The organism is Herpetosiphon giganteus, assembly GCF_016907925.1.
Taxonomy (GTDB): Bacteria; Chloroflexota; Chloroflexia; order Chloroflexales; family Herpetosiphonaceae; genus Herpetosiphon; species Herpetosiphon giganteus.
In genome coordinates, this window is the sequence record NZ_JAFBCZ010000004.1 from 181028 (window position 1) to 194600 (window position 13573).

At 52.1% G+C, this 13573-nt stretch carries 9 protein-coding genes; 8 read left to right on the forward strand and 1 reads right to left on the reverse strand.

The features are described from left to right. Positions 1-31: 31 nt before the first annotated feature. From JOD20_RS05270 to purE, 4 genes are all read left to right on the forward strand, one after another. Positions 32-2668, forward strand: a complete 2637-nt coding sequence (locus JOD20_RS05270; protein ID WP_239583728.1) for an FHA domain-containing protein — start codon at positions 32-34, stop codon at positions 2666-2668. A 2-nt stretch (positions 2669-2670) separates the two neighbouring features. Next, positions 2671-4320 (forward strand): AAA family ATPase, encoded by a 1650-nt coding sequence (locus tag JOD20_RS05275; RefSeq protein WP_204754259.1) that lies wholly within the window; start codon positions 2671-2673, stop codon positions 4318-4320. A gap of 267 nt (positions 4321-4587) precedes the next feature. Continuing rightward, complete coding sequence (locus JOD20_RS05280; protein ID WP_204754260.1) at positions 4588-5733, forward strand: 5-(carboxyamino)imidazole ribonucleotide synthase; 1146 nt, start codon at positions 4588-4590, stop codon at positions 5731-5733. 98 nt (positions 5734-5831) lie between these two features. Then, positions 5832-6338 (forward strand): 5-(carboxyamino)imidazole ribonucleotide mutase, encoded by a 507-nt coding sequence (purE, locus tag JOD20_RS05285; protein WP_204754261.1) that lies wholly within the window; start codon positions 5832-5834, stop codon positions 6336-6338. A 370-nt stretch (positions 6339-6708) separates the two neighbouring features. On the opposite strand, the gene lipA is transcribed toward purE, so the two are convergent. Beyond that, a complete protein-coding gene (gene lipA / locus JOD20_RS05290; protein WP_110519919.1) occupies positions 6709-7605 on the reverse strand; it encodes a lipoyl synthase in 897 nt (298 codons plus the stop codon). Positions 7606-8021: 416 nt separating this feature from the next. On the opposite strand from lipA, the gene JOD20_RS05295 reads away from it, so the two are divergent. The 4 genes from JOD20_RS05295 to JOD20_RS05310 all read left to right on the forward strand — a co-directional run bounded on the left by JOD20_RS05295 (position 8022) and on the right by JOD20_RS05310 (position 13484). Beyond that, positions 8022-9062 (forward strand): LacI family DNA-binding transcriptional regulator, encoded by a 1041-nt coding sequence (locus JOD20_RS05295; protein WP_204754262.1) that lies wholly within the window; start codon positions 8022-8024, stop codon positions 9060-9062. Positions 9063-9085: 23 nt separating this feature from the next. Further along, a complete protein-coding gene (locus JOD20_RS05300) occupies positions 9086-10084 on the forward strand; it encodes a glycoside hydrolase family 130 protein (RefSeq protein ID WP_239583729.1) in 999 nt (332 codons plus the stop codon). Positions 10085-10311: 227 nt separating this feature from the next. Then, on the forward strand, positions 10312-11664 hold the full coding sequence (locus tag JOD20_RS05305) for a sugar ABC transporter substrate-binding protein (protein ID WP_204754263.1): 1353 nt from the start codon (positions 10312-10314) through the stop codon (positions 11662-11664). 44 nt (positions 11665-11708) lie between these two features. Next, the gene (locus JOD20_RS05310) at positions 11709-13484 is read left to right on the forward strand and encodes a DUF5060 domain-containing protein (RefSeq protein WP_204754264.1); all 1776 of its coding nucleotides are present in this window, start codon (positions 11709-11711) and stop codon (positions 13482-13484) included. Positions 13485-13573: the final 89 nt, after the last annotated feature.

The window sequence follows — 13573 nt, forward strand, 5'->3', positions numbered from 1 at the left end:
GTGCTGCATGAAGCTTGGCATTTAAGGGGGAATGATGACACGCTGTATTCACTGCGGTGCTGCCATTCAGCCTAATACAAAGTTTTGCCCAAGTTGTGGGAAAGCCCAACAGGCCGCACCAAACCAAGCCAACCCAGCCTTCGGCGGTGGGGCTACCACCATCTTGCATTCCTCAATGGCCTTTTTAGAGGTGCAAGAAACTGGGCAGGCTCCCCGCCAGATTCCATTAGCCAACCAGCCAATAACCTTTGGCCGCAAGCCCGATAACGATATTATTGCGTCATCGCGGTTTGTTTCATCGCATCACGCGCGCATTGAGCCAGAAGGCCAACGCCACGTTATTGTCGATCTTGGCAGCACCAACGGGCTGCTCTTCCAAAGCCAACGTGTGCCACGCCATAGTTTTAACGATGGCGATTCGGTGCGGATTGGCGACCCCGTAACCGGCAACTTTGTTACCCTGACCTATCGCAATCAGCAGGTTGCCACGCCAACAGCAGAGGTTGGCCATGTCAGCCGCTTTGATTTGAGCAATAAGCCAGCAGTCACAATTGGCCGCGAAGGCTCGGCGCTCAATTTACCCAATCCCCAAGTCTCGCGCAACCACGCCGAAATTCGCGCCATCCAAGGCGGTCACGAGGTACGCGACCTTGGTAGCACCAACGGTACCTTTGTTAATGGTAATCGAATCACTGCAACCCGCTTGAATCGCGGCGATGTGATTCAAGTTGGGCCATTTAAATTGGTCTACGATGGCATGTCGCTTGATCAATTCGATCAACGTGGTGCTTTGCGCATCGATGCCCATTCGTTGGTGCGCTTGGTCGGCGGCAATCGGGTCATCCTGAATAATGTGTCGCTGGTGATCGAGCCACGCGAGTTTATTGCTCTGGTTGGTGGCTCGGGCGCAGGCAAATCGACCTTGATGGGCGCGCTGTCGGGCTACAATCGGGCCAACAAAGGCGCGGTTTTGGTCAATGGCGACGATTATTATGCCAACTTCGATGCCTATCGCGCTATTTTGGGCTATGTGCCACAAGACGATATTTTGCACAGCAGTTTGCCAGTTGATGTGGCCTTGCGCTATACCGCGAAGTTGCGGCTGCCCGCCGACACTGCCAGCAGCGAAATCGAAACCCGTATCGATCGGGTGCTCAAAGATGTTGAGATGAGCGCCCATCGTGGCAAGCAGGTGAATCAGCTTTCTGGTGGTCAGCGCAAACGGGTTTCAATTAGCTCCGAGCTGTTGGCCGATCCCAGCTTGTTCTTTCTCGATGAACCAACTTCGGGGCTTGACCCGGGCCTCGAAAAGAAGATGATGTATACCTTGCGCCAATTGGCCGATTCAGGGCGCACAATTGTCTTGGTAACGCACGCCACCGCCAACATCACCCAATGCGATCATGTGGTATTTATGGCCGATGGGCGCATGGTTTGGTTTGGGCCGCCCAGCGAAGCCTTGAATTTCTTTAATGTCACATCGGGCGATTTTGCCGATATTTACACCAAACTTGAGGGCGATGCCGACCCGAACCATCCGTTAATTACAACTGAACTGCGGCAGGAATTTGAAACATGGCGGCAACACAACAACCAAGTGCGCCAAGTGCCACGGCTCTCCGAGCTATGGGAAATTCGTTTCCGCAACTCAGAAGCCTATCGCAAATATATTTGGGAACGGCTGCAACGTGCGCCGCAAGTGCCAGTGATGACTCCGCCGCAAGCGCCAATTCCCCAAGCGGCAATCCCAGGTGCATACCCAAATCAAGCCAGCACGTCGATTCCAACCTCGGCGGCTCCAGCAGGCAGGCCCAAACCGCCGCCAGTTTCGGCAATGCGCCAATTTGGCATTTTGACCAAACGCTATTTGCGCTTGATTGCCGCCGATCGGCGGAATTTGGCGATTTTGCTATTGCAAGCACCAATTATTAGCTTAATTTTGCTGTTGGTTGCCAAAGCCGATGCCTTACACGACCCACGTTACGCCGATGCGCGCATGATTCCGTTCTTGCTGGGCGCGGTTGCGGTGTGGTTTGGCATTTTGAACTCAGCGCGCGAAATTACCAAAGAAGGCGCGATCTATCGGCGCGAACGCTTGGCAAACCTCAAAATCGTGCCCTATTTGGCCTCAAAAGTCGTTGTGCTTTCTGGCTTATGTCTCATCCAAAGCGTGATTTTGATGGTGATATTAAACTTCAAGGTCGATTTCGACATTGGGGTTACGCATGCGCCGTTTGGGGTTTGGGGCGGCTTTTTAATCACCACCTTCCTTACATCGCTAACGGGTTTGGGCGTTGGCTTGTTAATTTCGGCCTCGGTCAGCTCGTCGGATAAAGCTATGAGCATCATTCCATTTGCGCTAATTCCGCAAATTGTGTTTGCGCTGGCTTTGTTGCCCTTGCCTTCGGCCTTGGCTCCGCTTTCGTTCTTCGTGGGCAGTCGCTGGGCGATGCAAGCCTATGGCTCGATTGGTGGCTTAACCGAGCCATATGACACTGGCAAGTGTGTTGGCCCGCCGCTCCCGCAAAACTGCGAAGTCTTTCCGACGGTCAATTATTCCTATAACGCTGGCTTTATTTTCTTGACTTGGTTTATTTTGATTGCCTATACGCTGGCATGTTTTGCCTTAACGGCGTGGTTGCTCAAACGCCGCGATAAGGAAGCCTAGTTGTGAGCCAAAACGAGCCAATGCAATGGAATGCAGCAGCGTTGCAAAGCTTGCAAATCGAGGGCGTAAACGAGCGTTGGAACGCAGTCCAGGAGCAGTTGCATCCAATTCTCGTCGCCATCACCGAGCAACTTGCTAACGTTGCGGCGCGCCAATTTCCCAACACTTGGGGCTTGTATGAGGTCAGCGCCAAATCGGTTAGGGCGGTCAATCGGGGCCGCCAACGTGATCCAATCGAAGATTATCATCTGGTGATCGATCGGCCACCGCGTGGCTGCCATATTTACCTTGGGGTCAGCGGCAGCGAAGAACGAATTTTGGTTGGTATTCAACTCTGGAATAAGCGCAAACGCGAGTTGGCAGCGGTGTGGGATCGCGGGCGGGTGCTGTGGGAGCCATTAATCAGCAGTTTGCCCGATGTGCGCTACACCCGTGGCGAGCATGCCGAGCAGCAACTTTGGCTCGATGATTATCTGGCCAATCGCACCAGCAATTATCTGTGGGCGGGCTGGAGCTACCCATGGCAGCAAGCGCTGGATGATAGCCAGCAGTTTAATCAACAATTGATTAACCATATTTTGGCCTTGCTCCCGCTCAACGAGGCAATTATGGAAATTGCCGAAGAAGAGTGGGAATTGCCACCGAGCCATGTGCGCGAGGCACGGCCAAGTTACGCCACGGGCTTCAACAGCCCAAGCATCGAGGAAATTAGCGCCAACATTCGCCAACGTGGTTTTATCTATCCCGAGGCGGTGTTGCGCTCGTATCACATTGCGCTGCAAACCAAACCATTGGTGATTTTGCCCGGCATTTCAGGCACTGGCAAAACCCGTTTGACGCGGGTTTATGCTGATGCAGTGCATCAAATCGCGCCGCATAGCGATAATCCCTATTATTTGGCGGTGGCGGTGCAGCCCGATTGGCATAACGCCCGCGATTTATTGGGCTATTTCAATGCGCTAACCCAAACTTTTCAGCCAACGCCAACCTTGCGTTTATTGTTGCGCGCCGCCGCCGATCCTGCCTATCCCTATTTTTTATGCCTCGATGAGCTGAATTTGGCGCGGCCAGAATATTATTTAGCACCCATTTTGAGTGCGCTGGAAACCGCCGAACACCTGATCGATTTAGGAATTCCGCAGGAAGTGGCCCAAACCGTTGATGGCGAAAGCGTGCGCAACCCACTACGTTTGCCGTTGAATGTGCATATCATCGGCACAGTTAATGTTGATGAAAGCACCTTTAGCCTCAGCGATAAACTGCTTGATCGGGCGAATGTGATTGAACTCACCGAGGTGGATTTGCTGGCGTGGCGCAGTAGTTATCGTCGCCCATTTGATGCCACTGCATGGCAATTATTGCTCGAATTACAGCCAATCTTGGCAGGGCTTGGTCATCCATTTGGCTATCGGGCGGTCGAAGAAATTGGCCGCTATTTGGAAGGAGCTGAGGGCATTATGCCGCTCAACACGGCGCTTGATTTACAAATTAAGCAAAAATTATTGCCAAAATTGCGTGGCGACGATAGCCAACGCTTTCGCAATGGCTTGCAAAGTTTAGCCCAAGCGCTCGCAGCCTATCCACAATCGCAGGCTAAAATTCAATCCATGCTCGAACGCCTCGATCGCGAGGGCTTTGCTGATTTTTATTAAACGAGGGGTCGGGGGCTGGGGGTCACGGGAGAAGAACATAGAGCATAGAGCATAGAACATAGAGGCGATTGGCTATCGGAAGCTGGTTGGTAATGAGGTGCATGCCCTCACCCCTAGCCCACTGAACGCGGACGAGGGGAGCATCGGTTTCGCAGTTCCCCCTCGCCTGTTCGACGGGAGAGGGGGTGAGGGCATGCTATAGTTGAACTTAGCCCATAGCCTACTCATCCTTCGTGAATCAAATTAACTTATAGCTAATAAGGCATTATGACAAAACGTTTAGGCATTCTTGGTGGCGGGCAATTAGCTCGAATGTTGGTGCAAGCGGCGATTCCCTTGGGAATTGAAACCGTTATTTTAGCCAACCGCAACGACGAGCCAGCAGCGTTGGTGAGCAAAGCGGTGGTTGGCGATTGGAATGATCGAGCCTTGCTTGATCAATTTGCCCAAGCGGTTGATGTAGTGGTGCTTGAAAACGAGTTTATTGGCTCGGAAAAGCTGGCCTATCTCGCGAGCAAAGGGGTGCAACTGGTGCCTGATCAAGCAACCTTGGGCTTGATTGAGGATAAGGCGCAGCAGAAATTGACCTTGGCAGCAGCAGGCTTGCCCGTGCCAGCCTTGGGCTTAATCGAATCGCTGGGCGATGTTGAAGCCTTTGGAGCCGAGCATGGCTTTCCATTGATGCTTAAAACGCGACGCAACGGCTACGATGGTCGGGGTACGGCCAAAATTCGCAGCGCCGATGAGATTGCCAGCGCCTGCGCAGCCTTGGGTTTTCCGGAAAACCCAGTGTTTGTTGAGGCTTGGGTTCCCTTCGAGGCTGAGCTGGCAACCCTGATTATTCGCTCGGTCAACGGCGAGCAATGCGTCTATCCAGTGATTGAAACCTACCAGCCAAGCGGGGTCTGTCGAGTAGTGCGCGCTCCAGCGCCCTTCTCAGCAGCAATTCAGCAACAAGCCCGCGAGGTAGCCCAAGCAACCGCAGCCGCGCTCGGCGGCTTAGGCATCTTGGCGGTTGAGATGTTTCTGACCAGCAAAGGCCAGATTTTGGTCAACGAGCTTGCGCCTCGCCCGCATAACACGGGCCATTATTCAATTGAAGGCTGCTATTGTTCGCAGTTCGAAAACACCATCCGAGCAGCGCTGGGCTGGCCGTTGGGCGATCCACAGTTGCGCCAACAAAGCGCGGTAATGGTCAATGTGCTTGCGCCAACCAGCAGAGCCTTGGAAAGTAGCCTGATTCAAACCGCACTCCAACCACAAGTGCATGTGCATTGGTACGATAAACGTAGCGCCAAGCCAGGCCGTAAAATTGGCCATATTACCGCTGTGGGAGCTGATCTCAGCGAAGTTGAGGCGCGCGCCCAAGCCGCCGTCGATCAATTGGAGCAGGTGCTGGCCGAACCAGCTTAATCTGAACAAATTCACATTGTCAGGCAAAATCGGGTGCTGCAAAGGCGCGGCATCCTCGATCAAGGCTTGGCATTTTTATTGTATGCGAAAGGACAATCATGAGCGCCGTAGTTGGGATTGTGATGGGCAGCGATTCGGATTTGGCCACGATGCAAGCAGCAGCCAGCATTTGCCAAGAATTTGCGATTGAGTATGAGTTGCGGGTGGTTTCGGCCCACCGCACACCTGCATTGATGGCCGAATATGGCCAAACCGCCCACGAACGCGGCCTCAAAGTAATTATTGCTGGTGCTGGCGGCGCGGCCCATTTGCCAGGCATGCTGGCCGCCTATACCCCGTTGCCAGTGATTGGCGTGCCGGTGCCGATTGGTCATTTGCAGGGTGTTGATGCCTTGCTGTCAATTGTCCAAATGCCTGGCGGCGTGCCAGTTGCCACCGTCGCGATTGGTCAAGCCAAAAACGCTGGTTTGCTGGCAATTCAAATTTTGGCCACCGCCGATGCCGCCTTGCAAGCCAAATTGATTGAATATAAACAGACCATGGCAACAGAATCACAGGCCAAGAACGAGCGCCTGCAAGCAAGCGCTAAGAACATAGAGCAATGAACATAGAACATAGTTGTGGGGATCGGTTATTAGGGGTCGGGGATCGGTGAGGCCTAAGCAAACAATGCTTCGGGCAATTCGTGGCAAAAAATTTAACGCAGAGGCGCAGAGAATGTATGGCTATAGGCTATGGGCTTTTGGCTCTAGGAAATTAATAATCTGGGCTAATCTGTGCAATCTGTGGCTACAATAATTATTATTCGTGGAATTCGTGGCAAAAGAACAGCCTTCGCGTCCTTCGCGATCTTCGCGGTTCCGATCCTTCGTGCCCTTCGTGTCCTTCGTGGATCAAATCCTTAACGCAGAGGGCTATAAAAAAGGGATCGGGCACAAAACCCGATCCCCAACAACCATTCCCCAACCCCCACATCTACAAATCGGCGACGTGTTCGTGAGCGTGATACGACGAGCGCACCATCGGGCCTGATTCGACGTGGCGGAAACCACGGGCCAAGCCTTGCTCGCGGAACCAGGTAAAGGTTTCTGGTGGCACATAGCGATCAATCGCCCAGTGATCGCCCGATGGCGAGAGATATTGGCCAATCGTCATGACATCAACATCTGAGCGGCGCAAGGCATCCATCACGGTCAGCACTTCTTCATCGGTCTCGCCAGCGCCAACCATCAAGCCACTTTTGGTCACGATAGTTGGCTGAAGGTCGCGGGCCAAGCGCAACAATTCGAGGCTTTGATAGAAATTAGCCCGTGGTCGGAACTTGCGGAACAAGCGGGGCACAGTTTCGATGTTGTGGTTCAGCACATCGGGCTTGGCATCAAGCACAATCCGCAAGGCATCCCAGTTACCATCAAAATCGGGAATCAGCACTTCGACCTTGCAATCGGGCAATTGCTGGCGAATCAAATTGATCGATTCGGCAAAAATATGTGCGCCGCCATCAGCTTGATCATCGCGATTAACTGAGGTCAGCACAACATGCTTGAGTTTGAGGTGGGCAACCGCAGCGGCAATCCGCTGAGGTTCTTGTTCGTCGATTGGTTTAGGCTTGCCTTTGCCAATCGCGCAATAGCGACAACCGCGGGTACAGGTATCGCCGAGTAATAAAAAGGTTGCTGTGCGATGATTCCAACATTCGCCAATATTGGGGCAGTGGGCTTCTTCGCAGACCGTATGCAAATCGAGTTCGCGCATAAGGCTATGCACATCCTCGTAGTTTTCCCCTATCGGAGCGCGAGCCTTGAGCCAAGCAGGGCGGCGAGGAGCCGCTGGCGCAGCTTTGGGCGCTTCAAAGAGTGTAATTGTATCCATGAAAACCCCTTGGATAACGCAACGAGCAGCATTTGCTCTTGCTCATATTGTAACGTGCTTTTGCTGCTTGTCATGCACCCAATTTTTAAGCCTCGCTTGGCCCACCGATCTAAAACCCAGCCTTGAAATCAGCTTAAAAGCGCTATGCAAATTTGGGCATAATTACTAAAATTTAAGCTTGACATTTCAATTATGATGCGCTATATTTAGTGAAATTCTACTAAAATTTTAGATAAAGTTTATAGAATTTTCCAGCAACAGTTGGGTCATGCCCCAAACTCACTTCCCGCTGAGCCGAATCATCACCTGAATTGATTTGCTGAAACGATCTAAATTTTTCAATAAAGTCGCTTGCAACCAAAGCGGCATTTTATGGCATCATGAGAGCCTATTCAAAGGTGACTAGGAGAACATGTATGACGCAGCGGATCACGATGGAAGACATTGCGCGGCAAAGCGGTGTCTCGTTGGCAACAGTTTCATTAGTATTACGCGACAAACCTGGGATTAACGACGATACCCGTCGCCGCGTGTTGGATATTGCGCGTGATCTTGGCTATCGCAAACGCTTGAACCATGAGAAGTTGGTTTCGCAATCATTGCATAATGCTGGGGTGATCGTTAAGGCTTCGCTTGGCGATGATAGCCCGCTGACCAACCCATTTTATGCGCCGATTGTCGCAGGCATCGAGGCTGCTTGCCGCAAAATGCATATCAATTTGATGTACGCCACCGTGCCAGTTGATATGGAAAATCATCCCCAAGAAATGCCCCGCTTGCTCTCCGAAGATCATCTTGATGGGGTCTTGTTGGTCGGCGCATTTGCCGATGCAACGATTACCAAGCTCTTGCAACGTGAGGGTATTCCAGCAGTGTTGGTCGATGCCTACTCCCACGAACATGTCTACGATTCGGTTGTTTCGGATAACTTTCGTGCTGCCTACGAAGCTGTCAGCTATTTGATTAGCCATGGGCATCGGCATATCGGCATCATTGGCACGACCAAAGAGGCCTACCCAAGCATTGCCGAACGCCGCAAAGGCTATATTCAAGCCTTAACCGATCATGGCATCCATGATCAGTATTTTGGTGATTGCTTACTCACCATGCATGAAGGTAGCGATACGTCGAGCATTCTCTTGCAACGGCATCCGCAAATTACCGCGCTTTTTTGTGCCAACGATATGATGGCGATTGGCGCGACCCAAGCTGCGCGAGCTTTGCACCGCCAAATCCCCCAAGATTTATCAATTATTGGTTTCGATAATATTGATCTGGCGCAGCATCTGGCCCCAGCGCTGACCACAATGCATGTCGATAAAGTCAGCATGGGCCGCTTTGCAGTGCAACTGTTAGCCAACCGAGCTGAGTATCCGGAACAGGCTCCAGCAACAGTTTCGCTGCGACCGCGCCTGATTGAACGCCAATCAGTTCAACGCTTGCAACCACCAAAATAGGTTGCTTTGGAGGAGTATCAGCTATGGAAGCAGCGACGCTTCAATCCACCACTATGCTTGGAAGTGCGCTCCCATCAATTCCATGGGAAGACCGCCCAGTCGGTAATTCAGATGTTGTCTGGCGCTACAGCGGCAATCCAGTTATTCCCCGCGATGCCATTCCAACCTCAAACAGTATTTTCAACAGTGCTGTTGTGCCCTTCAAGGATGGCTTTGCTGGTGTGTTTCGCTGCGATGATAAACGCCGCGTGATGAACATTCACCGTGGCTTTAGCAAAGATGCAATTCATTGGGAAATTGATCCTGAGCCATTGCAATTTTCCGGCGATCCCGAAGTAACTGCATTTGAATATCGCTACGATCCACGGGTCTGTTGGATTGAAGATCGTTATTATGTCACCTGGTGTAATGGCTATCATGGCCCAACCATCGGCGTGGCCTATACCTACGATTTTGAAACCTTCCATCAATTAGAAAATGCGTTCTTGCCCTTCAATCGCAATGGCGTGCTGTTCCCGCGCAAGATCAATGGCAAATATGCCATGGTCAGCCGCCCCAGCGATAACGGCCACACGCCGTTTGGCGATATTTACTATAGCGAAAGCCCCGATATGGAACACTGGGGCAAACATCGCTTTGTGATGGGCACTAAAGGCGGTTGGCAAAGCACCAAGATTGGCGCTGGCCCAACCCCAATCGAAACTAGCGAAGGCTGGTTGCTGTTCTATCACGGCGTATTGACCTCGTGCAATGGCTTCGTCTATAGCTTTGGGGCTGCGTTGCTTGATTTGGAGCAGCCATGGAAAGTGCGCTATCGCACGGCTCCCTATCTGCTTGCACCCCAAACCTTGTACGAATGCGTTGGCGATGTGCCAAATGTGGCCTTCCCTTGTGCAGCTTTGAGCGATGCACCCACAGGCCGGATTGCAATTTACTATGGCTGCGCCGATACAGTCACTGGAATTGCCTTCGCCCAAGTTGACGAAGTGTTGAGCTTCCTCAAAGCCAATTCAGAACTCTAGCAGTTGGTTGGGCTAGGCCATTGGGTCTAGGGCGGCGTTCCATTGGGGGTAGGTAATGCCAACACGCTTACCTACCCTGCAATAGGAAGATTGTGCTTGCCCAAGCATAGCGTTGGACTTGCGATAACATATATACTTAGCATGTTTGGGCAGGGTTGTCGATGCACAGCTTGCAACATCCAAACAGCCTGCATCGATGCATGTATTGACCAAGGGAGGTCAGCGTTATGCACAAGAAGCACCCACAATCACGCCACCCGTTTCGAAGTTTTGGATTCAGCTTGATCGTGCTGCTGATCTTGGCTGCATGTGGTCAAGCAGCGACCCCACCAACCCAAGTTAACCCAACCACTTTACCCACCGATACGCCGCCGACTGCTGTTCCAGCGCTTGCTAACTCAGCCGATAAAGCCTTGGTCATTTGGTCAACTGGCTCCGATGTTGAGGCGCTTTCGATTCAAGCAGCAGCAGATGTTTTTGTGCAGAAAAATCCTGGGGTCTTGATTAAAGTGCAAGCCCTGCCTTGGAGCGATGCTCACACCCAAATTCTTGAGGCCATTGCCGCCGATCGCGGCCCCGATTTGATGGCTGGTGGCATGTCGTGGGGCATCGAGTTTGGCAAACTTGGCGGCATGATCGATTTGCAAAAACAATATCCTGCGGTCGTGACGGAAGTTAAGCAGAAGATGTTGCCCCAACTCCAAGATTCGTTATTCTTGGATACGGGCGAGGTCTATGCCTTGCAACTCGACGTTGCGCTGATGGGCATGTTCTATCGCACCGATTTGCTGCGCGATTTGGTTGGCATGCAGCAAGCTCCCCAAAACTGGACAGAACTCACCAAAGTGCTTGAAAAATCCAAAACCATCAATAAAAAAGGCTTTGCGATTGGCTGGGATAACGCTGGCTGGATCAGCTACTTTACCTTTTTATATTCAGCTGGCGGCAGTTTGTATAGCGACGATTGCAGCAAAGCAACGATCAATTCAGCTGCTGGCTTGCAAGCGCTGACCTACTTCCGCGATCTGTACACCAAATATCAGATTCCCACCGATACCAGCTTGGATATTGAGGGCGGCCTCGAAAGTGGCGATTATCTGGTGAGTTACGCTGGCACATGGACGGTAGCGGCACTTGAATTCAATCGCCCTGCCTTGGCAGGCAAATGGGCAGTAGCGCCATTGCCCAAAAGCCCCAAAGGCCAGAGCGTTTCGTTCCTTGGCGGGCGGGTCATCGGCGTAATGGAAGCATCGCAAAACAAAGATCTAGCTGCCGAGTTTATTCGCTTTTTGTATACCGACGAAGCGGTTGCCGCGCAATCGACCTATGCCCAAAGCGCCAATAACTATTATGTGCCACCAAGCTTGCCCTTGCTGAGCGCCGCCAAATTGCCAACCAACATCGAGGCAGGCTTTCGCGGCTTGTTGGAGCAATCGGCAGGCCCACCCAAGTGCGTCGGCTGGGAAGAAAGCACCAGCGATGTGCAAAAGCTCTTGCAAGAAGTCGTCTACAACAATGCTGATCCCCAAGATGCTTTAGATCAAGCAGCGGAGATCATGAATCGCAATTTGCAACCATAAGCAAATTGCGCCGCTTTGAGATTTGAAGTCGTTCAGGAGGAATTATGCATCGGATGTTCAAGCGCTCGCAGGTTTGGCTGGTTCTGCTGTTGCTGATTGCCGCGTGTAGTCAGGCCAGCGATTCTGGTGGCGACCAAACCCTGAGCTTGCGCACCTTAACTGGCAATGCTGCGGTCTTTGGCACCATCGAGTTGGTCGTCGATACAGGCATCAAAGTCGCCAATCCCTATGATCCTGACCAAATTGATCTGATGGTGAGTTTTATCTCATCAACTGGCCAAATTTATCGCGTGCCAGCCTTTTGGTACCAAGATTTTGATCAAATTACCTTGCAGCCCAAGGGCAATCCTGAGTGGCGCGTACGCTTTACACCCAGCGAGCCAGGCGCGTGGCAAGTCAAGGCCGAGCTAACCAAACCAGCACTGAGCAGCGATGTGATAACAATCGAAGTTTCGTCGAATAAACAATCGGCGGGCTTTGTGCGGATCAATAGCAGCAATCCACGCTATTTCGCCCGCCAAGATGGCTCGTTCTTTATGCCAATCGGCCTGAATTTGGGCTGGCCAACCCAGCAGGGCGCAGGCATTTTGCGCGAATACGAACACTGGTTTGATCAACTGAGCAAAAACGGTGGTAACATCGCGCGCATTTGGATGGCCTCGTGGTCGTTTGGCATCGAATGGCAAGACACCGGCTTGGGCGATTATTCCAAGCGTATGCAACAAGCATGGATGCTCGACCAAATTTTCAAATTGGCGGAACAACGCAACATCACGATTATGTTGACGTTGATCAATCATGGCGCATTCAGCACGAGCACCGATTCGGAATGGGCCAAGAATCCCTACAACGCGGCCAACGGCGGGCCAATTGCCGAGCCACAGTTGTTTGCAACCGACCTGCAAGCCCGCGAATTGTTCAAGCATCGGGTGCGCTACATCGCGGCGCGTTGGGCACACTCACCAAGTTTGTTTGCTTGGGAATGGTGGAACGAGGCCAACTGGACCCCAATCAATGATGCTTTGATGCAGCCATGGGTCAGCGAAATGACCCGCCATTTGGCCCAATTCGATCCCTATCAACATTTAGTTTCGACCAGCTATGCCAGCAACACAACCACCTCGATGTGGACCCAGCCAGAGATTAATTTCACCCAACACCACGATTATACAGGCCGCGATTTAGGCCAAGCCTTTCCATTGGTGATGCGTGAATTGAACGCTGCTGCACCGCAAAAACCAGCCTTGGTGAGCGAGCTTGGCTATGCAGCAACAGGCCGCGACGAGGTGATCAACCGCGATCTTTGGCAATTTCATCAAGGCTTGTGGGCTGCGCCATTCAGCGGCTTTGCTGGCAGCGGCATGTATTGGTGGTGGGATACCTTGGTCGATCCCGATAACTTGTGGAGCGAATATGCCAAGCTCGCTCAGTTTTTCAAAGACCAAGATTTGACCAGCTTTAGCCCAGTCAGTGCTCAAGTTTCGCCGTTGAAGGCGCGCGCGCTGGCCTTGCAAACCAAATCGCAAGCGCTGGTGTGGGTGCGTAGCAACGAATACGAGCCAGAAGCATTAACCAACGCCTACGAAGAAGCGCTCAAAAAGCGCGAATTCAACGATACGTGGGAATATGTACCGCCGACCTATGCCGATTTGACGCTCAAACTGAGCGGGCTTGAAGCAGGAACCTACCAAGCAACTTGGTACGATCCGCAAACTGGCACATGGTCGGATTCGACAACGGTTACCCTTGAAGCAGAGGCCGCAACAATTGCCGTGCCAAGTTTCAACTACGACTTAGCCTTAAAACTCGTCAAGCAATAACGCCTATTGCTTGACAATGTTTGGCCATGTAGGTCTTGGGTAGCCGCTATCACAAATTAGCAACGATTTGCCTGCGTGATAGGGGCGCT

Coding starts and splice junctions, on each gene's coding strand:
- JOD20_RS05270 (WP_239583728.1), top strand. CDS start 32: ATGATGACACGCTGTATTCACTGCGGTGCTGCCATTCAGCCTAATACA.
- JOD20_RS05280 (WP_204754260.1), top strand. CDS start 4,588: ATGACAAAACGTTTAGGCATTCTTGGTGGCGGGCAATTAGCTCGAATG.
- purE (WP_204754261.1), top strand. CDS start 5,832: ATGAGCGCCGTAGTTGGGATTGTGATGGGCAGCGATTCGGATTTGGCC.
- lipA (WP_110519919.1), bottom strand. CDS start 7,605: ATGGATACAATTACACTCTTTGAAGCGCCCAAAGCTGCGCCAGCGGCT.
- JOD20_RS05295 (WP_204754262.1), top strand. CDS start 8,022: ATGACGCAGCGGATCACGATGGAAGACATTGCGCGGCAAAGCGGTGTC.
- JOD20_RS05300 (WP_239583729.1), top strand. CDS start 9,086: ATGGAAGCAGCGACGCTTCAATCCACCACTATGCTTGGAAGTGCGCTC.
- JOD20_RS05305 (WP_204754263.1), top strand. CDS start 10,312: ATGCACAAGAAGCACCCACAATCACGCCACCCGTTTCGAAGTTTTGGA.
- JOD20_RS05310 (WP_204754264.1), top strand. CDS start 11,709: ATGCATCGGATGTTCAAGCGCTCGCAGGTTTGGCTGGTTCTGCTGTTG.